Raw genomic sequence first — 25,467 nt, forward strand, 5'->3', positions numbered from 1 at the left:
TTCTCCTTAACGTTTTCGTATTGGACATCCAGTAGCGGTACTCCTTGTGTTAATTATAAAGCGTTTACAGAGATGAATAGTATGACTCTAACTAAACATTTGTTACGTTTTTTTAACCTGATTCTAGCTTTGTTAAGAAAAATAAGCAGCATGGCTACTTAAAAAAGTAACCCTGCTGCTCTAACTTAGGAAAATAGATGATGACCGTGGTGCCTTTTCCTAAAGTACTTTCTACCTCAATCCCATATTCATCTCCAAAATATAATTTGATTCGTTCATGAACATTAATGATCCCAATACTTTCTCCTTTTGTTTTCCCCTCAAGCCTCTCCTTGATTTCCTTCAGCTTATCCTCTGTCATCCCTGCACCATTGTCACAGATGGATATCTTCAGCTTATCCGTCATTTTTTGAACCTCTATGACGATGGTTCCTCCATGTTCCGTTACCTCCAGACCATGATAAATAGCATTTTCCACGATCGGCTGGAGCGTCAGCTTCAGAACCGGAATTTCTAACATATCGTTACTTACATCATAGATGACCTTAATTTTGTCCCCAAACCGCATTTGCTGTATATCGATGTAGGTTTTCACATGATCGATTTCCTCACTAACCTTCACCACTTTTTCTCCCCGGGTGATGCTGGTTTTAAACAAGGCAATAAGCAGTTTGATCATTTTCTCTGTTCTGGGATCCTTAGCAAAAGCCATATATTGTGCTGTTTTTAAGGTGTTGTAAAGAAAATGAGGGTTAATTTGTGACTGCAGCAGATTTAATTCATATTCCTTGGCCTTAAGTTCAGCGTCTTTTACCTTAACCTCGGATATATATTTTTCTTCAATTAGTAGACTTATACGCTCAAGCATCTCATTGAAGCTATTCCCTAATTCAAATATTTCATCCTCAGTGGTGCTCTTAAACCGAGTTTGCAGGTTTCCTCTTTTCACGTTTCTTACTGTTTTCATTAATGTTGATATGTTCAATGAAAGGATAGAAGAGAATCCATAGGAGAAACCAAAGCTTAGTATGATCAGCCCTAATAGAACCACTATGCTGTAAAAAAGGATGTATTCATTCTCATTAAAGTCCTTTAAAAGGAATACTAAACTCCACCCATTTTCAGCAAAGTACTTAGAAATCATCAGGTAATTATTTCCCCCTTCCCGGAAGGATACCCTTTCATTCTGTTCCAAGGAAGGTTTATTGTTCTGTAATACCTCTAACAAGCTTTTCTTTTGACTTCGGCCGTTATCACTGAAGATATCTTTACCTGAACGGTCCACAAGGTATAAATCCAGATAGCTGATCTTAGAAAACACATTTAGCATCTTCTCAATATCTTCCCCATTGAAATCAACTAAAATAAACCCTAGTAGTTTCCCAGCTTCAATACCATCTGCAACACCTCTTATTTGCATGCCTATACGTATGCCTTTCTTATTAAAGGGTGAATCCGTATAGCTTCGCCATAATAAAGTACTAAAATGATCTTTTACATAATCTAAATCAGTTTTGGCATCGGGACGCATCATGAATGGCCTTCCGTAGGTAGAGGAATATACCAGACGCTTATCTGCGTCATAAATGGTTATATTCGATATTCCTTTATCAAATAAATTTCTGGAAAGAATGATATTATTCATCTCATCCCGAATCTCTTTATCCACATTATTAGAAGGTTTACTGACATCCAGAAGCTTTTGAACCTTCTCATTGAACGAGGAAGTCTCAATTGTCATCCTCCGATAATTATTATAAACAAACTCCATCTGTTGATAGAGAATTTGAGCACTGTATTCAAAGACAGACCCTACCTTGCTTTCAACCGTGTGCTTGGCGGATACATAAGCGCTGCCTGTTATTAATACAACGGGAACAGTTACTACAGTCGAATACAAAATTAGCAAAGTCAATTTGAAACTGATTCTTCGCTTCGACAATGCTATTGGCTTATTTTCAATGTAGCTGTGATTGAGTGAACTTATCTGAACTTCCATATTTTTAATTGGCTTAACAATTTTCTTGCTTGTAATAGCTAGTACAATGATGGATAACACCAGACATAATAACCCAATCTGAATATTGGAAGTAAGATTTTTATTAATGGATTTTTGAAGCTTGTCAAAAGTGAACGTATTTGTTATCGTCCATCCTTCATAGTTTAAATAATTTTTAAATGAAAATTTTTGTTCAGCCAATTCGCCTGCCTGTTGATTGTTGGAAACTTCAGCCGTGTTCCCTGCATGATCCGTAATAAAAATGCCATTCCCTGCAAATTGCATCTCCTCAATAAGTTTTGTACTCAACACCACAACCATATAGGCCTTTATTTCATTGGTATACGGCTCAGATATAGGACTTATGATAGCTAACCTTTCATAGATTCCTTCTCTATATCTATCAAGGAAAAACTGACTTTCAGAGTTTTGCAGCAAGGGTTTCTTTAATTGGTTATAAAATTCTGAAGATCCGTATTTGTCATAGCTTTTTCCCACTGAATTACTGGCCTTAATAAAAATATTTCTATTATAATCAACAACAAGAACAGAATCTACCTTATCATTACTTAGAATAAGATTATTTAGAAACTCCTCATAGTCCTTTTGTGCTTTTATGAGTACATAAGGATCTGATTCATTGGAACTAGTAATCCTGTCAAAGTACTCATTTTTCATAGACAAACTAACGATATTGGCAATTTCGCCCAAATAGGTGTTGGCCTTTTCAACTGCAGCATCTGTAGCTATTTCATTTACGCGTTCGAACTGAAACAAAATAAATCGATTCGTGACCATATAGCACGTTAAGGTCGTTAATGCGATAGACATCACGGAGAAAACAATACCGAATATAATTATTTTCTTTTCCAGAGACTTTTTGAAGTTAAATTTAATCATGCGAACTCCCCATAAGTTTTATGGTTACCCTTTGTATTTTTCTCTGTATTCCAATGGCGTAAGTCCTGTGACGTTTCTGAAAAGCTCACTAAAATAACGGGGCTTCTCATAACCAACCATACATGATATCTCATAGACTCTATAGTTGATATCCTTTAGAAGCCTTTTTGCTTCTTCAATTCGCACTTCCGTGAGTAGATACTTAAATGTTTTTCCTACATCCTTACTGAAAAGCCTAGAAAGATGAACAGGATGAACATTGACATACCTGGCTAATTCCTCAAGGCTGATTTGACCGGAATAATTTCCCCTTATATAGTCCAGCGCTTCATCAACAATTCTTCTATTTTTCAACTTGTTCTCTTCATGAAGTAAATCAAATGCCTCTACGATAAACGCTTCCAACTTTTTGAAAATCATCACAATCGTCTCACAATATCCGATTTCCTTAATGATATAGTTTGATTTGTCCAAGAAAACATCTGTTTTTTTTCCCATTTCGCCCAATTCGCCCACCATAGCTAAAACTAGTTTAACAGCAAAACCTGAAATCATATCGATATCGGTTACTTTAGAATCTATGAATTGATTTTTCAGCGTATCGAGATATTCCATTAATTTTTCATAAGCCTTGCTGCTAACAAGAAACATGATTTCTTTCATCCATCGTTCTTCTTCCGTGAAGGTATATATGCGCTTGCTGTTCTGATTTAGTTCCCTATTATCATTAATCATGCAATTGCCAATATAAGCTTTGTGCAGGAAGGCCTCTTTTAAACGTGTATACGAATTACAAAGCTCTTGTATATTAGCTGCCCTATTTCCAATAACACAAGAAATATCAAGACATTCTTCTTCATTTTTTTTATACATGCCTAGCTCTACCTTCAAATTCTCATATACTTCAGATACAGTTCGCATAAAATCTTCATCAGGAAGAGTCCATAAGACACAGAATAACTCACTTAACGAAATAACCGTCCCTTTATTTTGAATTTCGATATGTTCAAATAAATACCCCCGGATTAATTCATGGATACTACGTACTCTGTCTGCCCCGGAATAAAAGGTCATATGCTTATATTCATCAATTCGAAACAAAGTCACCCGGTAATCTTTATTTTTAGTGAAAATACTTGCTTTTTGAATCATTGCAACCGCTTTCTCATCCATATCTGAATGACTTTCCAACATTTCTTTAAAGAGTATTTCCCGCTTTCTCCAAATATCTTCACTATCCATACTGATTTGATTTTCTTTATGTAAAACTCCTTTAAGCTTTGTAAAATGATTAACAATCTCATCTTCCCCATCAGATTTTAAAATATATCCGTAAACCCCACACTCAATACCTTTCTTTGCATAGTCAAATTCGTTGAAAGCACTAAATAACGTTACCTTCGTTTTTGGAAACCTGCTCTTCACTTCCATAGCCAATTCAAGACCATTTAATACGGGCATCCGTATATCTGTCAGAATTGCATCTACTTCTGTTTTATCTAAAAACTCCAGAGCCTTGTTTCCATTTTCACATACCCCTGCTACTTCAAAACCAATGGTATTCCAATCAATAATTGTTGGCAGAACTCTTCTAAAAATCTCTTCATCTTCAACAATAAGCAGCTTGTACAATCCCATTCACCTCCTGAATTTTTTCCCCTTTACACCTTAAAACTCATGTAACCGTTTGCAATTCCACCCCACAATGCCCAACAAGATTCTCCTTGCCATTATGGAGCTGGAACTGCTTCTTGAAGTTCAAACTTCAAACTATAAGGAACTTTCTCTGATGATTAATTCCGGCTGTAAAACAACGATAGTACGATCACTTACAGCTCCGTTCAGAAGCAGCCTAGCTGCTTGAGTGCCTATCTCAAAGGTTTGAAATTTAACGGATGTCAGCTTAGTGGGGAGAGTTTCACAGATATTGGTGTTGTCGCAGCCTACGATTCCAATATCAATCCCAACCGTTAATCCCAATTTGGCAGCTGCTTCATAGGTCCCTTTGGCGATCCGGTCGTTAAAGCAAAAGATACCATCAGGCCTCTCATCATGCTGCATCATCCTAAGGGCACTATCATAACCCTCTCCATCGGACTCAAAGGCCGATTCGAACACAACCCACTCTTGTCTTACTGGAATGTTCGCTTCCGTCAGAGCGCTAACAAAGCCCTGGTATCTATCGGACGATGCTGAATAGACCGGTCTAGATATGAAAGCAATCCTCGTGCGCCCAGTAGTAATCAAATGTTTAGCAGCTATGTAACCCGCATGAAAATTGTTGGAAATGACCCTAGGTGCTTGTATACCCTCAAGCATTCGATGGCAAAGAACAAAAGGGATACTAGCTTCCTTAAGCTTATAAAAGGGGGTTAAATCCGCTATGCCGTCTATCGCCGGGACGATCATGACCCCATGCACCCTGCTATCTATTAACTTTTGTATGTGTCTTGTTTGCTTTTCATAACTATTATCTGTATTACAGATCATTAAATTGATATCATTCTCACTTGCCACATCACTAGCTCCCCGTACAATATCGGGGTAATTGTAATGAAGGATATCGGGAATCAGCAGTCCCCAGTTTTTGATTTCCCTGCCATCATGGCTATTTCGGCTATTTATAGGTTCAGAGACATATGTTCCGCTCCCATCCCGTGCATAAAGCAGCCCTTCTCCAATTAATTCCGAAATGGCTCTTTCGATGGTTGTGCGCGCAGCTTGATAGGTTTCAGATAAAACGGTTCTTGAGGGCAAACGATCGTGTGGTTTCAAGGATGAAATATTCCGGATCAGTTGATCCTTTATTTGCATATATCGAAGTGAATTGAAACTCATTAGACCAGCCTCCGCCTATAATCTGTATGACTGATTAATCCATGCATACTGATTATACGTTAGCTTGATAGCGTTTTCCATACTTTCTTACAAGCAGTGCAACTAGTTAAAAAAAGGCCACTGATCTACCGGCAGCCTTGTTCAGGTCGATTATTGAGCTAAGGTTTTCTGTTAGTTAAAGTCCAAATCGTCTTTATGCACCGAAAGCGATGCAGTAACCGTTATTATCACGGATGGCCATTTCAATCCCACTGGATTCGTATAGTCCGCCTTCAACGGACGAATTTGGTCGAACATCGCTTATCTGTTTTGCCTCGTGCATGAATCCTTAATCCTTATACCTTATAACAGTCCCCGCGATAGAGTCGTAAACAGTTTGTTTATTTTTGCTCCATAATGGACTTATCAAGTAAATAAGTGCCAGACCGTAGACCGTCCCCAATAATGAATAAATTAAATAATTAGGGTACTCAGAAGGGATCACCATGTGCCAAATGGTGAAATGGGCTAGCTCCCAAGGGATGAATTTAAGGGCAGAACGAATAAGCGAGGATCCGAATCCGATTGGTTGACCGTAAACGCCAGCCACCACAATCCCCATTTTTCGTTTACCCCATGTTGCATGCGATTTCGACCCCTCACACACGGCAAAATAAAGATATACAGGAAGTGTAATGAATAGAAACCCAGTGATCTCCGCCAACAAGGGATTTGTCGTAAACAGCGGAATCACCTGCGGCCGTGCAAGAAAAGATACTCCGATTAACAGGATGATGTAGCCCAAAATAATAAGATAATCCCAAAAAAAGGCGATAATGCGGATACCAAACGATACGCACTTTAGATTTTCATGTATCCGTTCATCCACTGATTTTCAGCTCCCTCGTTTAGATATCATAAAAATATATCAGAACCTATGCATCCAAAAGCGATTATAAACGTATACGATGAAGAAAGGAGTTGTGAATTGCATGAATAACCCTGGACAAGATCACCTTCCGGAAACAAGAACTGAGCTGCTTCAAGAACTTCATGAGATAGAATCATGGGAAGCTGAACAGAAAGATCTTTGGTTTTGGGAAAAAATCGGAAGGCTTCCTTTTCAAGTATTGGACCGATTAACGCCGAAGTTTTTGAATAAGAAAATAGGTGAAGCATTGGACGAGCTTGGGAATTATTTGCAGGCAGGGGGCCGCTATCTGATTTCTGAAAAAGGAACATTACGGTACATTGAAGATATGCATCTTCGCAATAGAGTCGAGGGAAACTTAACAGATCATACAGAGGGTCTTACGATAGAAAAAGTGGGAACATTACCTCTTCAAGTGATGGATCAAACGGCAAATGAAATTGTCCAAAATCGATCAAATCTGGCTACTATTCAAGGTGCAACAACTGGTATAGGCGGGATTCTGACACTCGCCATCGATATTCCGGCCATTCTTGGCCTGTCTTTGAAAACTATTCAAGAAATTGCGATCTGCTATGGATATGATCCCAAAGACAAACAGGAGCGGATATTCACGATCAAATGCCTGCAATTCTCGTCCTCCGACATTGTCGGTAAAAAGGCCATTCTCGAAGAGCTGGCGGAATACACTTCCCCGGATAAGAAGAATGTACAAATCATCTCTCAGCTTCAGGGGTGGCGCGAGGTATTCGCCACTTACCGCGATAATTGGGGTTGGAAAAAGCTGTTCCAACTCATTCCTATTGCCGGAATCCTCTTTGGCGCTTGGATCAATCGCGGAACGCTGAAGGATGTTGGCGAAGCTGCGAGAATGCTGTATCGCAAACGACGTATTCTTGAACGTTTACACGCCCAAATGGATGACTAGCTGAAACCATTGGAATACCTTTTCGTATTAATAAGAAAAAGCCAAAGGAGGAATGAAAGTTGCTCAAATATTTGTTTCGCAAACTACTAGGATCTTTTTTTCATTCCAAACGACGCAGACATTATCGACATAGTAGCTCTAATTACAAAACCTATAATAATCGCCGATACTCCTCTAGTGACCATGCGGGGTATGGACACAACTCTCAAGGACATCGTTACTATAAAAATAGTCATCGAAGTTCCAGCTAATCCAAAGCCGCGAAAGTGGCTTTTTTGTTTTTTTAATCCTTTAATAGCGCGTCCAGATCCTCGATACATAACTGCGCGTTAACGTACGGCGGATCGATTTGCAGTAATTTACGAATCACTTGCTTCGTCTGCCTCGTTACCGACAGCTCCTCCTCCCATCCAATTGTGGAGTCCTCCTGACCATCGATCGATTCATATGTCGAATAGAGCATAAATAGTAAAAAGTGACCGATTGCATATAGATCTGAAGTGACAGCTACGGTTCTTCTCCGTATGAGCTCTTCATCAGGTCCAATTTCTAACAGAGCTGGCTCTCCTAAGCGAGCGGCTAAACCAAAATCAATCAGGGTCATACGTTCCCCGTATAAAAGGACATTAGGAATTCGTATATCCAAATGAACGATGCCTTTCTCGTGGATGAAGCGCACGATATCCAGTAAACTGCGTATTAGGCAAATCGCATCCCTTTCTCCAAATCGAGCTCCCCGTTCAAATATTAAATCCTCCACTGTCCGACCTTTTATATATTCGGTTATCATGTACAATCGATTAGATTCTTTAAAAGATGTGTAGCACCTTGGAATAGAGGGATGTTCTAACTGACTCATGATCTCTATTTCCCGGCGCAAAAGGCTTTGACCCAAGCGCCCTTTACTCGGTTTAGCTTGCTTAGCAACGACTTCCTGACCGGACTTCCTATCCTGACATAAGTATGTTAATCCATAGCTTCCCATCCCCAGGAAACGTTCAATCTGATATTGATCTCGAATCACCTTACCTAAGCTCAAAGGATAGTCGATCCATGCTTCATATACTCGTTTCAAATATGCCAACATGGTTAAGAACCCTCCTTCCTGCTACCTTAAAAAATACCATAGGAGGGCCCGGTTTAGCTAATCAATCATTCGGTTGAAAAATTTGTTTTTTTTCATCTATCGTTTACCATATGGTAAAACAAGATGATGACAACATCGACGCAACGGTTGCCGAGCGGGCGCTTATCTGCTCCCTTGATCGGCAAGTGCTCACCGCGGCAAGCAAATGGTTGAACGCGAGCTGGCAAAGAAAACCAGTTTATTCTCTTAACAAATTCTTGGATGAACTGCAATGGAAAATCACCAGGCATCGTGGATTAAAACAACTGTGTACAACATCCGTAAGTTCTTCTGCATCGTTCTTCCTCTGAATACACTGGGTATCAAAAGGTGTTTAAGAGGAGGTCTTCTTCGTGCAGACGTTCTATACCGTGAAACCCGGCGATTCGGTGTCAGCGATCGCTAAGAGGTGGGAAGTGCCCATCGCTGCTTTAATCGCCGCAAACAACCTCGAGTCTCCCAATACTATCTATCCCGGGCAGCAACTTTCGGTGCCGTCCGGCGTTGTAACCGTTCAGGTCAAACCCGGGAACTCCGTCTACTCCCTTGCCCAAATGTATGGCATCCCTATGGCAGCTATTATTCAAGTCAATCGATTGCTACCGCCATACACGATATATGTCGATCAATGGCTGATGGTCCCGCCAGGTGTCCCGTACTATGTGGTACAACCCGGGGACACATTATACGCAATCGCCAGCAGATATAATGTAATGACGGGCGGAGTTCGAAGACCTGGGCTGATCCGCCAAGTGAATCAACTGCCTTCTGACTTGATCACCGTGGGCATGCGCCTCATCGTCCCTTATGCTCCTCCAGGCGGAATTGGTCAGCTTGCCTACGTTTCTAACTTTGGCGGCGCATATGATCTATGGCTGTACGATCCGTTAAGCGGTCAATCCACAGCTGTTGGCAAAAAGCAGGCCGATGCTCATTCCGTTCCCTATTGGTCACCGGATAATCGCCGGATCGCGTATATCGGAATGCAGGGCGTTCTCTTTGTCTTAGACGTTCGGCTGGGAACCTTGACGCAGATTGATCAACTAGAGCCCTATACCACTCTCACTTGGTCCCCTGACAGCACGCGGATCGGCTATACGAAGCAGAACCGGATCGTGCTCTATGAGCTGACCACCTTCTCCGCCAGAACGTTACCCTTATCCGGCGCTAAGCATGTGCAGTGGTTTCCCTCCGGCGATAAACTATTATTTGCGGCCCAGGACACCTCGGGGAACGATCAGCTTTATGAAATTCGAGTCGACGGTACCGGCCAGCGCCAAATAACGCGCAATACAATCGGTCCTATGAACGAGGTAAAACTCTCCCCGAACGGTGCCTATGCCCTCTTCACCTCTCCAGGCGCAAGCATCTCCATCATCTATGTTGTCGAAATCACAACAGGAAACGTGTCCGAACTCAAAGGTGGGCCATTAGCGAAAAATTATAACCCGGCTTGGGCTCCAAATAGTGCCGCCATCGCATACAGCACAACCGAATTTGTCGAACGTAAAGGCTACTTCTCCACGATACGGACTGAACATTCCCAAGGCGGCGTCCAACAAATCCATGCCGTCTCCGATTGCTTTGCGACTCCTGTCGCGTGGTCCCCTGATGGTGAAGCCATCGCATACCTGTCAGGCTGTAGAGGACAGGGGCTTTCTAGCGAGCTATGGGTCATCAATATCCATCATCCGGCACCGATCCGCGTTGTTACAGAGGCAGGGTCCATCACAGCCGTTCAATGGTCACACGGAGCCGTTCCAACGGAAGTTTACACCCAGTTCAGCAGCTCGACGTACGAGGTCAGCTTCCCCTACCCCGTGGACTGGCGACCGGTGAGTGAGACCAGGTTCGAAGGTGCGAGCGGTTTCGTCGGAATCTCAGCCCTGGCCAGCGACCTGCCGTTTCATGAGCTTTGCCGCTCGGAAGCTCATCATCAGCTGATGCCGTATGGCTCTTCACCGCGAATTGTTCCAGGACGAGTACAGGGTCAGGAAGCCTGCTATATTTTCCCCTCCGCGGACCAAGCGCCTGAGTTTCGTCGGCAGTCCGCACTCATCGCTATATATCCAAAGCCTGTAGTTATTAACGGCAATACGTATCCTTACTTCATCCTTTGGGCGGATCTAGATCATATTCACGTGATAGTAAACGGATTGCGTTTTCTTTAATAGTCAGCATTTCACAAACTGAAGGAGCCTTCCCTATAAAACAGCGGCAGGCTCCATCTGATTCATCTAGACTCCTACTTGACCAAATAACTGACGATCTGAACATTATTCTCATGCTTCTGTCGAAAGACAAGGTATACTCGGCAAACCGTATATCCAACCAACGAATGATCCGGTTCTCGTTACCCAAAATTGCATGTATGTAGTTTTAATGCCAAAACGGCGAAATATGACAGACATTTCGGGACTGTTAGTTTATGATTGATACGTTGTGTATCACGTAAACTACCAAGGAGGAAACTATGTTTAAATCTACAGTAAAATTGGCTTTATCTTTTGTATTATGTTTTGTGATTATGGTACCGACAGCGTTTGCACAAGAACAAAAATCTCTTGTTGCTCTCGGAGATTCCATCACTTTTGGGTATAACTTAGACACAAAAAACAATCACCCGTCAAAAGACGCATTTCCAGAGTTAGTAGTGGAAGGCGAAAAGTACCGTGTACGAAATCTTGGAGTTCCGGGAGATACGTCATCTGACCTCCTAACTCTTCTTAAAACTGAAAAGTATCGTCAAGCAGTTCGTCATGCCGATGTGATCACACTTAATATCGGAAGTGCCGACTTTTTAAAGGGTGCAAGTCCGATTATTGCCAAGATAATAACGATTCCCAATTATCAACCTACACTCGAGGATGTATCTTTAATGCAAAATATCACGACAAATCTTGTTACAAAACTACAGCAACTTGTTTTTGAAATTCGCACTTTGACAGATAAACCGATTATATTATATACGATTTATAATCCTTTTTACGGTAAAGATGCACAAGCCGGTGCATTGTTATATGGAGCAAACCTAGCGATCCGTTCTTTTGGGGCAGATTCAAGCATCGAAATTGCTGATGCATTCACAGCGTTTATCGGGAAACAAAATCTCCTTATTCTTCATGAAGATGTTCATCCTAATTTGGAAGGGCAACAACTGCTCGCCGACTTAGCTGGTAATGCAATCCAAGAAGTCAACTAACAAGCAAAATGGATGAATAAATGTTATAAAAAGCTGGTAGATGTTCAGGCATGCAAATGTGCTCATGAAATGTACCAGCTTTTTTAACGTTCATGTTTATACGCATAGCCGAGTAAAGAAAGTAATCAACTATTTATTTTGATTTAGTTCACTTTCAAGTATCTTTAGAAACTGATCAATTTTAGTGAAAACAAAATCTGGCTCAATTTCAAAATGGGTGCTTTGATAGGTAGATAGCCACTGTACTCCAAAAGTCCGCAAGCCTGCTGCTTTGCCCGCCTTTATATCAGCATTGCTGTCTCCAATAAAAACAGCTTCATCTTTTGAAACTCCAAGAAACTCCAATACTGTAAAAATACCTTCTGGATTAGGTTTGGGTTTCTGTACATCATCTCCAGTAATCACAATATCAAAGAAATGTGATAAGTTCAGTGAGTCTGAGGATATTTGAAATGCCGCTCTACTTTTCCCTGTGATTACTCCCATTTTTATGTTATTCGATTTTATATACATTAAAAGCTTTTGTATTTCGTCAATCATATGTACTTGAGAGGCATGGTCCTTTTTATAAATTTGATAATACTCAGAGATTGCTTCTGCAACATATTCTTTTCTTAAAAGGTTAATAGAAATTATATCGTCTTCAGTTGGCCCAAACATAGAGATTAGTTCTTCTGTAGTTACATCCCTATTATCGTACTTTTTAAAGATAAATTTAAAAGCATAAAAAGACAGCGGCAACGTATCGGCCAGAGTCCCATCAAAGTCGAATAATACTGCTTTAATAGTCACATGTTCACTCCCTTAGGTATATTTCTATTTAATTGTTCCTACTGGTGTCTATCAATAATAGACCGCAGTGCATTCGTTAAATCATGGTCCAGTTCCATCAGTAATCACACGATAACCTAACCAATTTTTCTTCACCCAAATAAATGCTCCTTACAGCTAATTCAGCCGTTGGATAGGGAAAGATAAACAAATAAATCAACAACAATGACGTGATGGATATAATCCAAATCTGCTTTCTCTTCGACATTTTATCATCCTCACGCACATTAGAAAGCTAATTTAGAGTTAAAACACCCATACTCAGATGGAGCTCCGTCAGAGAATGAATACCTCGCTCCTTTAAAGTGGGTTTCCCCCTTAACTTCATCACCATCTGGAGCAATTGAGCCTAATAAAATACGAGCTCTATCTGCGATTTTTAGTTCCGATGCAACGCGGTCTGCAATTATCAAATGCATTAAACGCGAACCCATTCAACCACTCTTCCCCTCTTGAATATTACCAAAATAATACACAATTCGTTGAATTATGAACAAATCCTTTTTCAGCATTAGATTTTTAACTAATCGTTTCTCATTAGTGGAAAGACCCATGAAAACTTTCCTACTAATATTTCAAAAATGTGTGCCTTACTCATTTCATTGAAGTCGGATTCTACATATTGTAGAAATAGATGGACAGCCTGGTTTTGGGAGGGGATCCAGTGTTAAGCCCGGAAGATGCCAATAAAATCATCGAGACCTTTTTAAGCCCGATGTGGTATTTCGTCACCTCGCAAGAGGACAAGGATGAAATTCACCGGCTTGCCAATGAGTTAAGGAAAGCTTCGGGTCAGTCCCAGGATTAAACTTATTGTTAAGGGGGAGGTAGCGGTTGCTTAGTGTGAAAGATACTGTCAAAATTATAGAATCTTTTCTTCGGCCGCGCTGGAATCTCGTCAGATCCCAAAAGGAAAAAGATGAGATCAACCGTCTAGCTGACGAGCTGAGAAAAGCTTCAGGCCAATCTCCTCATTTAAGCTTTTCCGTCGTCAGCGATATTCATGTTCAGTACTGGGATACGCAAGCTCAGGGTAAATTCAGCGCAGCGTTAGAAGATTTATATCGGTTGAACCCTAATCTGGACGCCTTAGTGATTAACGGTGACCTTGGGGACGGGCGTCCTGATGATTATGCTATGTTAAACTCTATTCTACAGAAGTATCCGCTACCGAAGGCAGTCTACTATACGTTAGGCAACCACGAATTTTACAAAGCTTATTACAAATCTAATGCGGACTGGTCGCCAAGTACTTTTCCCAACGGTGAATCGGATCGAGCGTCCATAGCACGGTTTCTGTCACACACAGGAATCTCTAACGTTTATTACAACAGTTGGATTCAAGGATATCATTTCATTTTTCTAGGTTCCGAACAGTATAGACAATCCGATCCGTCTAACTACGAAGATGCCTGGTTATCCTCTGCTCAGTTAAGCTGGCTGCAGAAGAAGCTTCAAGAAAACTATTCCCCGCACAGGCCTATGTTCGTGTTTCTTCATCAGCCGCTTCAAGGCACAGTATCAGGCAGCGTAGAGCGTGGCGTTGTGCAGCAAATAGAATTGAAACAGCTATTATCCGTATATCCGGAAGTAATTTTCCTTTCAGGGCATACTCATTGGGAACTGCGTCTACCCACCACGATTGTCAGGGATGTGTTCACGATGGTAAACAGTTCTTCCGTTAGTTATCCCTACGATAGCAACGACCGGCCGATTCAAGAAACCCGTTCGGAGGGCTTGGTTATCGATGTATACGAGGATCGTGTTCATATACGTGGAAGAGATTTTCATACTCAAACCTGGATCCCGGAAGCTGATTATACCGTAAGCCTGTGAGTAATCTGGAACCCAATAGATCAGCCACCTAACGCGACTGGTCTATTTGGGTTTGTCCACAATACTCCGACTTTGGCAGCGTTTTTTAGTAGTCTCTAAAGCAGTTATGTCATAATTTAAAAAGATTACGAGATAACATTACTTACGCGCTCTAATATGATTATCATACCATTCCCTCCCAGAAGCCCACTTTTTAAAAGCAGGATTCTCTTTTAATATTTCAGAACAGGCGATTGCCATAATATATTCTTCTAATCCATTATTATCACTATTAGCAAATTTATTGAGCATATAATTTAAAGACTTTTCTCCTTGCAAAACAATGTATTGGTAATCCTTATTACTATCTAAACCTTTCATATAGTCATACGGATTAGAGGATAGTGATACTGTATAATCTTTTGGTTTAGTAATATTGTTAAGTTTTCCATCGATTGTTTGCTCAAAGGTTACATCCGTTGAAACTTTCTTTACAGTATTACTGCAACCAATCAAACTAAATACAAATAAAAAAGTAAGACATATAACCATCACGTTCATTAATCTTTTTCTCATAAATTTCTCCTTTCTTCATTCGTCGTAACATCTACAAGTGTTTACCTGTTAGCAGAGAAGGCTGCCGATCCATTGTTGTCGGCAGCCTTCTCTTGATGTCTATTCAGCTATTTAGCTTATTTATTGATTAACATAAAATCATCATAATGAAACCCCGGCGCTACAACACAGGAGACAAAAACAGGCTCGTTTCCAAGCGGTTTTGCCGTCTGCCAAACGTTGGCCGGAACTAAGGCTTGTGGACACTGTCCATTGATGACATCTGGTCCGAGAATGATCTCTTGTGTTTCCTCAGGCTTGTCCTTTGTACCTCCAAGTGTAAGCAACAGCGGACTACCTGAATGCCAGAGCCAAAGTTCATCCGATAATACCTTATGCCACTCTGAAAACTCTTCTGGATGAAGCACGAAATAAATGGAAGTAGCCGCGTATCGGGAACCTGAGTACGCTTCACTAAGCACCTCTTTTGGAATTTCGAAGGAAGCTTTCCAAATCTCCTTGTACCAGCCGCCTTCACGATGTGGCTTTAAGTCTAGTGCTGCAACTAAGGGGGATAAGGATTTTGTAATCATATGGTTTCTCACTCTCTCTCTATTTCTTTCTCTATAAAATTTCTATTATATTATACACTTATAACAGGTGGGTAGCGCCAGCAAAAAAGTGGAACCGAAAGTTCATTTGAACTCAGTTCTTTATCCTACAATCAAATGGAAGCGATGATTTTATGGCATTTGATGGAATCAACCAAGCGGTTCAACGATCTGGAAAAGCTAATACCTAATGTCTCTCAAAAAATGCTGACACAGCATCTTCGAGACTTGGAACAAGAAGGCGTGATCGAAAGAACGGTATACCCTACCATCCCTCCAAAAGTAGAATATTCGCTTAGTGAATATGGCAAAATATTGATTCCTGTAGCAGAAGTCATGTGTGCATGGGGAGAAATTCACAATGAGCGAAAACAAGAAGAACCAGCGTCTTAAATCCGGGTTTTTTTCTACCTTTTTTACGTAACAAAAAAAGCGCCACCGGATCTATCCAGTGACACTTCGGTATAATTCAGTGCATGTATAAAGGAGGCGGTCTCCCGCCTCCTTTCCTTAGGTCAATCTGTTTTTTATCCGCTCAAGAATGTTGCTGTTTCTTGCCCTGTAAACGCCATAAATAACCGATCCCATGACTGCTGCCGCGGTTGCTGTTGATGCAACGATCATTGTTTTGTTTACCTGACGCATTACGAACACCTCCACATTTTTTTGAGCGAACAATGCTTAGTTTGCCTTAGAATATGGATAAAAATTCATGGTCTGACTTTTTTAAATCTACCTATTCAAATCAATAAGAATGCTTCTACTTTGACTGAATGTACCCTTCCGCTTTAAGCAGTTCGGCGATCAGCACAGCACCGCCCGCTGCTCCGCGTAAAGTATTATGTGATAGTCCTACAAATTTAAAATCGTATATGGAATCCTCGCGCAATCTCCCCGCCGAAACACCCATTCCGCGCTCAATTTCACGATCAAGTTTAGTCTGTGGCCTGTTCTCTTCTTCAAAATAAGTAATGAACTGTTTTGGTGCGCTTGGCAGACCAAGCTCCTGTGGTCGTCCTTTGAATTGCAGCCAGCGTTCTAGAATTTCTTCCTTCGAAGGTTTTTTCTCAAATGATACAAATACGGTTGCCAAATGTCCATCCGTTACTGGAACGCGAATACACTGCGTTGTAATCAAAGGGGCACTTGCTTTAATAATTTCATCATTTACAATGCTGCCCCATATACGCAATGGCTCCTGCTCGCTTTTTTCTTCCTCGCCGCCAATATAAGGAATGACATTATCTAACATGTCAGGCCAATCGGTAAAGTTTTTACCGGCTCCGGAAATCGCCTGATACGTCGATGCAACCACTATATTAGGTTTATAATCTAGCAGTGCATGAAGGGCCGGCACATAGCTCTGGATTGAACAATTGGGCTTAACGGCAATAAAGCCGGTGGAGGTTCTAAGCCGCTTTCTCTGAGCAGCAATCACTTCAATATGCCCTGGATTAACTTCCGGAATGACCATCGGGATGTCAGGCGTCCAGCGGTGAGCTGAATTGTTGGAAATAACGGGTGTGCCCGTTTTTGCGTATGCCTCTTCCAACGCTTGAATTTCATTCTTTTTCATATCCACTGCACAAAAAATAAAATCGACCTGAGCGGCAACCTCCTCCACTTTCGATGCATCCTGAATGACGATATTTTTCACTTCCTCAGGAATTGGGGTAGACAACTTCCATCTTCCTTGCACAGATTCTTCATATGTTTTACCTGCCGAACTGCTACTAGCGGCGATGGCCGTTACTTTAAACCAAGGATGCTGATCCAGCAACTGAACAAACCGCTGACCAACCATACCTGTTCCTCCGACAATACCAACCTTTAGTTTTTCTGACATAAGATATTCAAATCCTTTCAATTTAGCATGATGAAGGGGAACCCCTAAATATATATTCAAACAGTCTGATTCGGTGTACCGCATATTGCACGTAAGCTTTACTTCCTATGCACCAATAAAAAAAATCCCACCCCCAAGACTATAATCAGTCTTAGGGACGAGATTGTATATACTCGTGGTACCACCCCAAATTTGCTAATATGTCGCCATATCAGCCTCTTCAAGTACGGCATTACCATGTAATGCGTATACTTTAGCTCTGTAACAGGAGCTCCTGACACACCATCACCCTTTTCAAAAGGATCCGATGTGCTGCTCTGAGGCTTTTTTCAATAACGTACCCTTTACTCCTTTTCAGCAATCCGGAGCTCTCTGTGAAAGAATTCATTTATTTACTCTTCTCTTCATCGCATTTGATTATTGCGATTATATTATCAAATATTCCTTGTAAGGTAAACATAATTTTTGAAAATTCGAAAACATAGAAAAATCATGGCCTTTTCAGTGCCCTCAAACCAAATAAATGGAATTACTTATTGCCTGATCGGTCATGCGGCACGGTGACCGTTACAGAGGTCAACTTTTTATTGCCTGCATGGTCTGTTGCCATGTAAGTTATGGTATAGACACGTCCCGTTCCACTGCCTAGTCTTTCAGCACGTAGACTAAACTCGCCGTAATCGGTATAAAAATTTCATATGGTGGAAAACTATTCCTTGTTGTTATTTTAATAAAAGGAGGTGTCATATGCCCAATCAAGATAATCAGGCAACAAAGGCAGAAGTACAGTCTACGGAGTTAAACAAAATGCCTGTCCCAGGTAAAGATGATACAGAATTTTCCGCAGAGGAAGCAGCAGAGGCATTTAAAGAAAATCAATCCTCCAGCAGCAATTCACAAAATCAATAATCATCTTATGATGCGAAAAAGCCCGGTTCCATTTGGACCGGGCTTTTCGTTTTTCTATTAGATTAATGACCAACCATAATTGGAATTTCTGCACCGTCCGTGGACTCGCCTTCCGCCCTCTTGGGCTTTTGAAGCATAAGACCAAGCAATCCGCCGACAACCGCGATACCCAGCAGAATCAAGAAAGTGTACCCAAAGGAAGATGCATACAAGTCTAAATCCGGCTTTTGCTTACCTGATTCAACCATTAGATTTTTCATCTTTGTTGTAAAGATCGTCATCAAAATAGCGATAGCAAAGGACATCATAACTTGCTGTGCAGCGTTCGTGAGCGACGTTACACGTCCAACCAAATTCTGTGGAGCGGATTGGATCAAGTGATTATTGAGAGGCATCATAAACAGTCCCATTCCCGCGCCAAGCAGTGCAAGCGGAAGCATCACAGTACCTACCCCTGAATCGCCAGACATATTGGACAATAACAAGGCTGAAATCGTTGTAAGTGCCATACCCGCCAAGACGAGCGGACGCGCTCCGAAGCGATCTGACAGTTTACCGCCAATTGGCATAAATAAACCGGAAGCCAGAGCTTGCGGAAGCATGATGAGCCCTGTTTTCAATGGACTATAGCCATGGGCCTGTTGTAAATAAAGGGGTACCAGGAACATGGTTCCGAACATCGCAATCTGTGAAATCCATTGTACAATGATCCCTTTTGTAAAATTACCAGAGCGGAAAACGCGAAGCTCAAGCAGCGGATTCTCACGTCTTAATTCCACAATAACGAATAAAATAAGCGCCACAATACCGATACCTGAGCCTATCAGCGTATCCGCATCCGTCCACGTGGATTTCCCGGTGACCGGGTCAATACCACCATTAGAAACGCCATACACTAGCGCTGCAAAGGCAATTGGCCCTAACAGCATGCCAAGTAAATCCAAGGATGCAACTGACTGCCGTTGTATATTCGGTAATGTACGGATTCCGAGGAGAATACCGATTACACCGATAGGAAGGTTAATCAGGAATATCCATTGCCAGCTGTGATATTCAACTAACCAGCCTGCAACGACAGGTCCTAGCGCCGGACCCAGCAAGATCGGAATCCCCATCATGCCCATGACTGCCCCTACTTTTCCCGGGGGCGACAGACGATAGATGAACGCCATGGCAATCGGTACAACAACACCGCCACCCAGGCCTTGGATGATACGGAAAGTAATCAGCATTTCAACCGTATTAGCCAACGCACATAGACCAGAACCAATAGTGAATAGACCTACCGAGATCAAGAATATTTTCTTGGCGCCAAATCTGTCCGATAGCCAGCCCGCTAAAGGAATGACCGCTGCTTGTGCCAGCGCATATCCAATCACGGTCCATTGTACTAAGGACAAGTTCAATAGTTTGAATTCTTCCTGCAGCTTGGGGAGAGCAACGTTTACCGCCGTTCCATCCAAAATTACCATGAAAATCCCGACAACAATTGCAACCAACGGCCCTAATATACTCCGCATTGAAAACGGAGCTTCTGTTTCTGCACTAGCTTTATTTGAAGACATGTCTTCCCTCCATCCGATTCGAGCCTTCTACTGGCTCTCTCTTGTCTAATGCCAAAATTAACGGACAATTGTCCGATTCACAATGATGCTAACGAAATATTGTTTATTTGTCAATAGGCTGGAAGATGTTCATGATTCATGCAGTTAGATTATTTGTTTCATTCCGTTATTGTCTTTAAATCACTTACTTGTAATAGGGCTTCTCTATTCGTATCATGATATACAACCCTAACTTCTAGTTCATAATCCTTATTTAACTCGAAAGAAAGGATTGTGCATTTCCTACCACGATTCTTCGTCTTTCTTGGATTGTCTGGAGCAAAAACATAGGAGCCTCCAATAGTAAGATTAACCGTATCATTCATTACATCTGCAATCCTCTCATGTTGTATTTACGTACTAAAGCGTCACTTCTCTTATCTCATAAAATAACTTGTTGTGTTAGAATTTTAGTTCTGCAATCGCCTTCTTGTACTTATCAATCCTTGCATAGTCTTTATCAGTTGGGTTAGGAATACGACCAATATCACTATTATCCTCTAGATCCAGAAGCTTTACTTTCGTCGCTAGGGGGTTTAATTTGATCCTCTTGATAAAGCTTTCATATGATTCATCTGCTCTTTTAGTAAGGCAATCAAGAGCTTCTATAATATCTTCGTTAAAACCTGCATTCTTTAAATCAAACAGAGTAATATCTGAATCTTCTACAACATCATGTAAAATTGCTACAATTGATTCTTCTTCGCTGTTGGCTTTTGTTGCTAATCTCGCAGGATGCAATATGTATGGATTTCCACCTTTATCTGTTTGACCATCATGAGCTTTCGCGGCTATTAGTATTGCTTTCGTTAAAGTACTCATTTTCACAACTCCTTAATTAGTTCTGCTATATTCTAGAATCCAGACATCTACTTAATTCGTTTGAAAATTGGATGATCTTCTTTCAGCTCTAGCAAATCCCATAGGTTCCCATATAAATCCTTAAATACTGCGACCGTTCCATACGATTGATCTGTTGGTTCTCTCACAAATTCTATTCCTCTTGAGATCATTTCATTATAATCTCTCCAAAATTCATCCGTGTTTAAAAACAGGAAAACTCTACCGCCAGATTGGTTACCTATAAACGGCTCTTGTTCAGGTTTAGATGCTCTTGCAAGTAATATCGTGGTGCCAACTGAACCAGGTGGAGAGATGACTACCCACCGTTTATCTTGTTCTGGCTGATAAGTATCTTCAACTAAAGTGAAATTTAGCTTTTTAGTATAAAACTCTATGGCCTCGTCGTAATCTTTTACAACTAGAGCGATATGTACGATTGATTGAACCATTTTCATAACCCCCCAGATTTTGGACTTTCTGAATCATTTAACCTATATTTTATCATAAATTTCTGTATTCAACAGCAATCATCCTCCGTCAAGCAATGCAGGTTTCTATTTAATTATCCTGAATATCAGGAATAACCTTACCATGTTCGATTGGTGAAGACAGAACAATCAACGTCGTCGAGTCTCCGTGCTTACCCATTTCATTAATAACGGTTTGGATGGATTGCAGCGATTCGCTAACCACCTTTACCAAGAAATTGTACTGACCGCTTATACGGTGAAGTTCGAGAACATCAGGCGAATTTTTGCAATGATCAACAAAATTCTCGCAGCCCTTCGTGTGAAATAATAAGTAGGCAACAATCGATTTGTTCAATTTCTCAAGAGAGACAACCGCACGGTAATGATCAATAATCCCTTTTTCCTCCATCCTCCGTACTCTTTCTGTCACTGCTGGCTGTGATAGCGCAACGGCTTTCCCTAACTCCGTCATAGAAATTCTGGCCTGATCTTGAAGAATCATAATAATATTTTCATGAAAGAGCTTCTAACTGCAGTCGTGACAGAAATAGGCGCGGAGAGGACGGTCGTTCGTTTTTCAGAAATGAAGGATGATATTCCAGACTTTACGTGGGATAATCCTGAACAAACACTAGCCGCCTATATTCATATTTTTAAAGATATAGGTCTTACGATCCTTCACCCATCAACCAATCAGTTCACAAAGGTCTTCACCAACGGAATGACATTCCATCAAACTGTGCGGAAATATTGGAGTGGAATTATAATTGGAGTAGGGAATTTAGATACTGGTTCTGCTTCCGCCGCAGTAACTGAGGGAACGATTGACTTAGCTGCAATCGGGCGTCCGCTCCTCGCAAACCCGGATTTTATTCAACGTTTACAATCCGGAATTAGCATGACACCCTATAAGCCTGCACTTCATCTAAAGCATTTGATTTGATTCGTTTCTAAAATATCGTTAGATTCAGAGTTTTACGGAAAATGGGAGCTTCAGGTCGTGTAACTTTTCTCATTTTAATACGTATGAATGTTAGATTTATAGATTTCGCCTAAAAGTACGACGAACGCGATAATCGCCATTAAAAACTACGGAGGAATCAGAATGACATTTACAATTAGTAATTTAACGGATAACAGCAACGTCGAGATAAAAGAGAAATTGGGGCCGTTTAGTGTGCTTGAGTATAAGCAGGATTTGAGCAGTACAACGATTGCTGACGCACAGTCCAACTTCTACATGAGCAAAAGCAATATGAAAAAAAGGCAAGTCATGATTGAGTTGAACGGTGAGATCATGATGAGCGCCGGTGCAATGCAATATTATGTTGGCAGTATCGAAATGACGACAGGGGTTAAAGGAGCGGGAGGCTTATTCCGAAATCTTGTTTCAGGCGCTGTAACCGGGGAGAGCGCAGTCAAGCCCGTTTATAAAGGGAAAGGCACCATCATGATGGAGCCGACCTTCAAATATTTGTGGCTGATCGATGTCGACAACGATCATATTGTCCTGGATGATGGGCTGTTTTTAGCCTGCGAGACGACGCTGCAAACACAAGTGGTATCCCGCAAGAACTTGTCGTCAGCCGCTTTGGGAGGAGAAGGATTATTTAATCTTAGCGCTAAAGGCAAGGGAGTGCTCGTATTGGAAGCGCCGATCCCGTCGGAAGAAGCGGTAATTGTGGAGCTGACGAATGATGTCTTGAAAGTGGACGGAAATTTTGCGATGATGTGGTCGCATTCGTTGGACTTTACGGTTGAAAGGTCTGGCAAAACACTGCTCGGATCAGCCGCATCTGGTGAGGGGCTTGTCAACGTGTACCGGGGGACGGGTCTCGTTTGGCTAGCGCCGTTGTCTACCTACAAATAAGTCCGACCATCTTTCACTGCAGCCGTCCGTAGAATGCTGCCCGATAGCGAAGAAGGCTGCCGATTCATTGCTGTCGGCAGCCTTCTTATGATGTTATTGTGCTCGTTACGATCGATATTTCTGTACTTGCTTTTTCAACAGCATCATCTGCCCAATATGGTATGCGTTATGGATACATAAATTTGATATCACACCCCACCACTGAGCATTGAAATAGGTCGGTATTGTTTTTTCCAGTTTAGAATCGTCACAGTTCTTAATAACTTCTCGCCAGTGTACAAATCCATCACTTAATCTCCGAATGGTCTCATTCCAACTTGCTTCATTCTGCTTCAGGTGATCCAATTCAAAAGTTTCATCGTTCAATGTATTACTTTCAAGCACATCATCGTTAATAAACCGATTTAACCACATTTCATTCCAGAAAATGAGATGGTTCGCAATCTCCCAGATGGAATGCGGATGGTCATCTGCTTTCCAGACTGCATCATTTACAGTTACATCATTTAGAATCGTTACAGATGGTTTAAACCAACTTTCATCATCATGACAAGCGGCTAATTGATCTAGTAATACTTCCTTCACACTAGTGAGCACTACCACACCTCCAAAGTTATAATGTACTGCAGTTTACGCTATAGTTTTTTTCGTTAGTTTAGGCGATTCAGTTTGGTTATTTCCTGGCGGCAATTACGAACTAACATTAGAGTTCAATGATCTTTGTTGCAACATTTTCGCAAAATTCCCTGTCGTGCTCCACAAAAAGAATGGTTGGTGAGTATTCAAGCAGTAACTCCTCAATTTGCATGCGGGAAATAATATCAATAAAATTAAGCGGTTCATCCCAAATATGCAAATGAACTTTCTCACTAAGACTTTTTGCTATCAGCACTTTCTTCTTTTGCCCTCCGCTAAAAGCTGAAATATCCTTTTCAAATTGAACTCTGGAAAAATCGAGCTTTCTTAAAATCGATTTAAAAAGGCTTTCATCAATCCCGTTATTTGCAGCATAGTCTGATAAATTACCTTGAAGATGGGATGTATCCTGCGAAACGTAGGATATTTTCAACTGACTATCCTTCCTGAAGGTGCCTGTATAGTTTATATCCTCACCGCAAATAAGTTTGATGATACTTGATTTACCGGAGCCGTTTTTACCCGAAAGAGCGATTCGTTCGCCTTGCTCAATAGTAAAACTGATATCTGCACAAACCATCTTCTCACCGTAAGAAATCGAAACATGATCAAGTTCAGCAAGTTGGTTTTTATGAAAAGCAAGTTGCGAAATCTCTAAGCTGTCAGAGTTTTCGATATTTTTAAGGAGTTTAGACTTTTCATCAATAGCAGATTGCTGTCTGTTCTCAATGGCTTTAGAGCGTTTCATCATTTTAGCTGCCTTATGGCCAATATATCCTTTATCTACCTTGGAACCGGAATTTCTTGTTCCGTTTTTTGTGCTTTCCACTTCGTGTGACCAGTTGCCCGTCCGTTTAGCAGAATCCGACAAGCGCTTAATGTCTTTTCTAAGTTTTTCGTTCTCTGCAAGCTCAAAATTATCTTGTCTTTTTTTATTTTCCCACCAACCGGAGAAATTGCCTCTTTGAATTTCTATGTTGGTCTTATTGATGGAAAGTATGTGGTCTATACAGTTATCAAGAAATGATCTGTCGTGAGATACCAAAATAAATCCACTTTTTGTTTTGAGATAATCACTGACAAGTTTTCTTCCTTTCATGTCAAGATGATTGGTGGGTTCATCAATTAACAGAAAACTATTTTCCTTAATAAATAGTGTAGCCAGTAACACTTTCGTTTGCTCTCCGTTAGACAAAGAATCAAATGGCCGATATAAAACATCTTCAGAAACCTTTAGCAATGAAAGTTCACGCAATAATTTCCAGTGAAGATAATCTGGATAAATGTCGCTGATGATATCAAGCGTATTATTTTCCTTATTTTCGACATGAAAAGGGAAATATTCAAAACTGACATTAGCAGAAATATTTCCGCTGTATTCATATTTACCAAGCAAAAGGTTCAGAAATGTTGTCTTACCTCTACCGTTTCTTCCCGTAAATCCTAATTTCCAATCGGAATCGATTTGAAAACTTACGTTTTCGAATATATTATCGTAACTGCCATCGTAGGCATACGTCAGGTTTGTAACATTTATTAATGACATGAAAGCATCCTCCTGTATAAAAAATATA

At 41.0% G+C, this 25,467-nt stretch carries 27 protein-coding genes and 1 other annotated feature; of the genes, 9 read left to right on the forward strand and 18 right to left on the reverse strand.

Features of this window, described 5'->3' with window-relative positions:
* Window positions 1-154 precede the first annotated feature (154 nt).
* The 5 genes from QFZ78_RS06325 to QFZ78_RS06345 form a co-directional block, all read right to left on the reverse strand.
* On the reverse strand, window positions 155-2,899 hold the full coding sequence (locus tag QFZ78_RS06325; protein WP_307546179.1) for a sensor histidine kinase: 2,745 nt from the start codon (window positions 2,897-2,899) through the stop codon (window positions 155-157).
* Window positions 2,900-2,923: 24 nt separating this feature from the next.
* Complete coding sequence (locus QFZ78_RS06330) at window positions 2,924-4,531, reverse strand: response regulator transcription factor (protein ID WP_307546180.1); 1,608 nt, start codon at window positions 4,529-4,531, stop codon at window positions 2,924-2,926.
* Window positions 4,532-4,669: 138 nt separating this feature from the next.
* Entirely contained in the window at window positions 4,670-5,737 is a 1,068-nt protein-coding gene (locus QFZ78_RS06335) for a substrate-binding domain-containing protein (protein ID WP_307546181.1), read from the reverse strand.
* 193 nt (window positions 5,738-5,930) lie between these two features.
* Window positions 5,931-6,059 carry a hypothetical protein gene (locus QFZ78_RS06340; RefSeq protein ID WP_307546182.1) on the reverse strand — a complete coding sequence of 43 codons (129 nt, stop codon included), beginning with the start codon at window positions 6,057-6,059 and terminating at the stop codon, window positions 5,931-5,933.
* A 6-nt stretch (window positions 6,060-6,065) separates the two neighbouring features.
* Complete coding sequence (locus tag QFZ78_RS06345) at window positions 6,066-6,605, reverse strand: RDD family protein (protein ID WP_307546183.1); 540 nt, start codon at window positions 6,603-6,605, stop codon at window positions 6,066-6,068.
* A gap of 103 nt (window positions 6,606-6,708) precedes the next feature.
* Between QFZ78_RS06345 and QFZ78_RS06350 the strand changes: the two genes are divergently transcribed.
* Window positions 6,709-7,575, forward strand: a complete 867-nt coding sequence (locus QFZ78_RS06350) for an EcsC family protein (protein WP_307546184.1) — start codon at window positions 6,709-6,711, stop codon at window positions 7,573-7,575.
* Between the two features lie 283 nt (window positions 7,576-7,858).
* Here QFZ78_RS06350 and QFZ78_RS06355 read toward each other — a convergent pair whose 3' ends face one another.
* Window positions 7,859-8,662 (reverse strand): serine/threonine protein kinase, encoded by an 804-nt coding sequence (locus tag QFZ78_RS06355; RefSeq protein WP_307546185.1) that lies wholly within the window; start codon window positions 8,660-8,662, stop codon window positions 7,859-7,861.
* Window positions 8,663-9,054: 392 nt separating this feature from the next.
* Between QFZ78_RS06355 and QFZ78_RS06360 the strand changes: the two genes are divergently transcribed.
* Window positions 9,055-10,872: a LysM peptidoglycan-binding domain-containing protein gene (locus tag QFZ78_RS06360; protein WP_307546186.1), complete on the forward strand. Its 1,818-nt coding sequence runs from the start codon at window positions 9,055-9,057 to the stop codon at window positions 10,870-10,872.
* 302 nt (window positions 10,873-11,174) lie between these two features.
* The gene (locus QFZ78_RS06365; RefSeq protein ID WP_307546187.1) at window positions 11,175-11,903 is read left to right on the forward strand and encodes a GDSL-type esterase/lipase family protein; all 729 of its coding nucleotides are present in this window, start codon (window positions 11,175-11,177) and stop codon (window positions 11,901-11,903) included.
* A gap of 129 nt (window positions 11,904-12,032) precedes the next feature.
* Here the strand turns inward: QFZ78_RS06365 and QFZ78_RS06370 are convergent, their stop codons facing one another.
* Window positions 12,033-12,695 carry an HAD family hydrolase gene (locus QFZ78_RS06370; protein WP_307546188.1) on the reverse strand — a complete coding sequence of 221 codons (663 nt, stop codon included), beginning with the start codon at window positions 12,693-12,695 and terminating at the stop codon, window positions 12,033-12,035.
* 266 nt (window positions 12,696-12,961) lie between these two features.
* Window positions 12,962-13,168 carry a hypothetical protein gene (locus QFZ78_RS06375; protein WP_307546189.1) on the reverse strand — a complete coding sequence of 69 codons (207 nt, stop codon included), beginning with the start codon at window positions 13,166-13,168 and terminating at the stop codon, window positions 12,962-12,964.
* Between the two features lie 230 nt (window positions 13,169-13,398).
* Here QFZ78_RS06375 and QFZ78_RS06380 point away from each other — a divergent pair, with 230 nt between their 5' ends.
* Together QFZ78_RS06380 and QFZ78_RS06385 are read left to right on the forward strand one after the other, a co-directional pair.
* On the forward strand, window positions 13,399-13,542 hold the full coding sequence (locus QFZ78_RS06380; RefSeq protein ID WP_307546190.1) for an N-acetylmuramoyl-L-alanine amidase: 144 nt from the start codon (window positions 13,399-13,401) through the stop codon (window positions 13,540-13,542).
* Between the two features lie 35 nt (window positions 13,543-13,577).
* Window positions 13,578-14,570, forward strand: coding sequence for a metallophosphoesterase family protein (locus QFZ78_RS06385; protein WP_307555517.1), 993 nt, complete (start codon window positions 13,578-13,580; stop codon window positions 14,568-14,570).
* A gap of 138 nt (window positions 14,571-14,708) precedes the next feature.
* On the opposite strand, the gene QFZ78_RS06390 is transcribed toward QFZ78_RS06385, so the two are convergent.
* Together QFZ78_RS06390 and QFZ78_RS06395 are read right to left on the reverse strand one after the other, a co-directional pair.
* Complete coding sequence (locus tag QFZ78_RS06390) at window positions 14,709-15,125, reverse strand: hypothetical protein (RefSeq protein ID WP_307546191.1); 417 nt, start codon at window positions 15,123-15,125, stop codon at window positions 14,709-14,711.
* Window positions 15,126-15,241: 116 nt separating this feature from the next.
* A complete protein-coding gene (locus QFZ78_RS06395; RefSeq protein WP_307555519.1) occupies window positions 15,242-15,694 on the reverse strand; it encodes a cupin domain-containing protein in 453 nt (150 codons plus the stop codon).
* 147 nt (window positions 15,695-15,841) lie between these two features.
* On the opposite strand from QFZ78_RS06395, the gene QFZ78_RS06400 reads away from it, so the two are divergent.
* On the forward strand, window positions 15,842-16,108 hold the full coding sequence (locus QFZ78_RS06400) for a winged helix-turn-helix transcriptional regulator (protein WP_307546192.1): 267 nt from the start codon (window positions 15,842-15,844) through the stop codon (window positions 16,106-16,108).
* A 117-nt stretch (window positions 16,109-16,225) separates the two neighbouring features.
* Here QFZ78_RS06400 and QFZ78_RS06405 read toward each other — a convergent pair whose 3' ends face one another.
* Together QFZ78_RS06405 and asd are read right to left on the reverse strand one after the other, a co-directional pair.
* On the reverse strand, window positions 16,226-16,360 hold the full coding sequence (locus tag QFZ78_RS06405; RefSeq protein ID WP_307546193.1) for a hypothetical protein: 135 nt from the start codon (window positions 16,358-16,360) through the stop codon (window positions 16,226-16,228).
* A 115-nt stretch (window positions 16,361-16,475) separates the two neighbouring features.
* Window positions 16,476-17,561, reverse strand: coding sequence for an aspartate-semialdehyde dehydrogenase (asd, locus tag QFZ78_RS06410; RefSeq protein ID WP_307546194.1), 1,086 nt, complete (start codon window positions 17,559-17,561; stop codon window positions 16,476-16,478).
* A gap of 150 nt (window positions 17,562-17,711) precedes the next feature.
* Window positions 17,712-17,978, reverse strand: a binding site (T-box leader).
* A 330-nt stretch (window positions 17,979-18,308) separates the two neighbouring features.
* Between asd and QFZ78_RS06415 the strand changes: the two genes are divergently transcribed.
* The gene (locus QFZ78_RS06415; RefSeq protein WP_307546195.1) at window positions 18,309-18,470 is read left to right on the forward strand and encodes a hypothetical protein; all 162 of its coding nucleotides are present in this window, start codon (window positions 18,309-18,311) and stop codon (window positions 18,468-18,470) included.
* 62 nt (window positions 18,471-18,532) lie between these two features.
* Here the strand turns inward: QFZ78_RS06415 and QFZ78_RS06420 are convergent, their stop codons facing one another.
* From QFZ78_RS06420 to QFZ78_RS06435, 4 genes are all read right to left on the reverse strand, one after another.
* Window positions 18,533-20,035, reverse strand: a complete 1,503-nt coding sequence (locus QFZ78_RS06420) for an MDR family MFS transporter (protein WP_307546196.1) — start codon at window positions 20,033-20,035, stop codon at window positions 18,533-18,535.
* Between the two features lie 441 nt (window positions 20,036-20,476).
* Window positions 20,477-20,896, reverse strand: coding sequence for a GTP pyrophosphokinase (locus tag QFZ78_RS06425; protein ID WP_307546197.1), 420 nt, complete (start codon window positions 20,894-20,896; stop codon window positions 20,477-20,479).
* Between the two features lie 47 nt (window positions 20,897-20,943).
* Window positions 20,944-21,366, reverse strand: a complete 423-nt coding sequence (locus QFZ78_RS06430; RefSeq protein WP_307546198.1) for a VOC family protein — start codon at window positions 21,364-21,366, stop codon at window positions 20,944-20,946.
* A 109-nt stretch (window positions 21,367-21,475) separates the two neighbouring features.
* Window positions 21,476-21,889, reverse strand: coding sequence for an Lrp/AsnC family transcriptional regulator (locus tag QFZ78_RS06435; RefSeq protein ID WP_307546199.1), 414 nt, complete (start codon window positions 21,887-21,889; stop codon window positions 21,476-21,478).
* On the opposite strand from QFZ78_RS06435, the gene QFZ78_RS06440 reads away from it, so the two are divergent.
* Window positions 21,878-22,330 carry an oxidoreductase gene (locus QFZ78_RS06440; protein ID WP_307546200.1) on the forward strand — a complete coding sequence of 151 codons (453 nt, stop codon included), beginning with the start codon at window positions 21,878-21,880 and terminating at the stop codon, window positions 22,328-22,330. The two genes, QFZ78_RS06435 and QFZ78_RS06440, sit on opposite strands and share 12 nt — an antisense overlap.
* 162 nt (window positions 22,331-22,492) lie before the next feature.
* The gene (locus QFZ78_RS06445) at window positions 22,493-23,257 is read left to right on the forward strand and encodes an AIM24 family protein (protein WP_307546201.1); all 765 of its coding nucleotides are present in this window, start codon (window positions 22,493-22,495) and stop codon (window positions 23,255-23,257) included.
* 105 nt (window positions 23,258-23,362) lie between these two features.
* Here the strand turns inward: QFZ78_RS06445 and QFZ78_RS06450 are convergent, their stop codons facing one another.
* Both QFZ78_RS06450 and QFZ78_RS06455 read right to left on the reverse strand, forming a co-directional pair.
* Window positions 23,363-23,854, reverse strand: coding sequence for a DinB family protein (locus QFZ78_RS06450; protein WP_307546202.1), 492 nt, complete (start codon window positions 23,852-23,854; stop codon window positions 23,363-23,365).
* Between the two features lie 106 nt (window positions 23,855-23,960).
* Entirely contained in the window at window positions 23,961-25,439 is a 1,479-nt protein-coding gene (locus QFZ78_RS06455) for an Lsa family ABC-F type ribosomal protection protein (RefSeq protein ID WP_307546203.1), read from the reverse strand.
* Between the last annotated feature and the right edge of the window lie 28 nt (window positions 25,440-25,467).

The sequence above is a fragment of the Paenibacillus sp. V4I5 genome (genome assembly GCF_030817255.1).
In the GTDB taxonomy this organism is placed as follows: domain Bacteria; phylum Bacillota; class Bacilli; order Paenibacillales; family NBRC-103111; genus Paenibacillus_E.

What these genes read in the sequence shown, in the direction of transcription:
- QFZ78_RS06340 (WP_307546182.1), bottom strand. Translation starts at nt 6,059, where the DNA reads ATGCACGAGGCAAAACAGATAAGCGATGTTCGACCAAATTCGTCCGTT.
- QFZ78_RS06335 (WP_307546181.1), bottom strand. Translation starts at nt 5,737, where the DNA reads ATGAGTTTCAATTCACTTCGATATATGCAAATAAAGGATCAACTGATC.
- QFZ78_RS06455 (WP_307546203.1), bottom strand. Translation starts at nt 25,439, where the DNA reads ATGTCATTAATAAATGTTACAAACCTGACGTATGCCTACGATGGCAGT.
- QFZ78_RS06375 (WP_307546189.1), bottom strand. Translation starts at nt 13,168, where the DNA reads ATGGGTTCGCGTTTAATGCATTTGATAATTGCAGACCGCGTTGCATCG.
- QFZ78_RS06435 (WP_307546199.1), bottom strand. Translation starts at nt 21,889, where the DNA reads ATGATTCTTCAAGATCAGGCCAGAATTTCTATGACGGAGTTAGGGAAA.
- QFZ78_RS06390 (WP_307546191.1), bottom strand. Translation starts at nt 15,125, where the DNA reads ATGAGAAAAAGATTAATGAACGTGATGGTTATATGTCTTACTTTTTTA.
- asd (WP_307546194.1), bottom strand. Translation starts at nt 17,561, where the DNA reads ATGTCAGAAAAACTAAAGGTTGGTATTGTCGGAGGAACAGGTATGGTT.
- QFZ78_RS06365 (WP_307546187.1), top strand. Translation starts at nt 11,175, where the DNA reads ATGTTTAAATCTACAGTAAAATTGGCTTTATCTTTTGTATTATGTTTT.
- QFZ78_RS06445 (WP_307546201.1), top strand. Translation starts at nt 22,493, where the DNA reads ATGACATTTACAATTAGTAATTTAACGGATAACAGCAACGTCGAGATA.
- QFZ78_RS06430 (WP_307546198.1), bottom strand. Translation starts at nt 21,366, where the DNA reads ATGGTTCAATCAATCGTACATATCGCTCTAGTTGTAAAAGATTACGAC.
- QFZ78_RS06425 (WP_307546197.1), bottom strand. Translation starts at nt 20,896, where the DNA reads ATGAGTACTTTAACGAAAGCAATACTAATAGCCGCGAAAGCTCATGAT.
- QFZ78_RS06420 (WP_307546196.1), bottom strand. Translation starts at nt 20,035, where the DNA reads ATGTCTTCAAATAAAGCTAGTGCAGAAACAGAAGCTCCGTTTTCAATG.
- QFZ78_RS06355 (WP_307546185.1), bottom strand. Translation starts at nt 8,662, where the DNA reads ATGTTGGCATATTTGAAACGAGTATATGAAGCATGGATCGACTATCCT.
- QFZ78_RS06415 (WP_307546195.1), top strand. Translation starts at nt 18,309, where the DNA reads ATGCCCAATCAAGATAATCAGGCAACAAAGGCAGAAGTACAGTCTACG.
- QFZ78_RS06325 (WP_307546179.1), bottom strand. Translation starts at nt 2,899, where the DNA reads ATGATTAAATTTAACTTCAAAAAGTCTCTGGAAAAGAAAATAATTATA.
- QFZ78_RS06350 (WP_307546184.1), top strand. Translation starts at nt 6,709, where the DNA reads ATGAATAACCCTGGACAAGATCACCTTCCGGAAACAAGAACTGAGCTG.
- QFZ78_RS06400 (WP_307546192.1), top strand. Translation starts at nt 15,842, where the DNA reads ATGATTTTATGGCATTTGATGGAATCAACCAAGCGGTTCAACGATCTG.
- QFZ78_RS06405 (WP_307546193.1), bottom strand. Translation starts at nt 16,360, where the DNA reads ATGCGTCAGGTAAACAAAACAATGATCGTTGCATCAACAGCAACCGCG.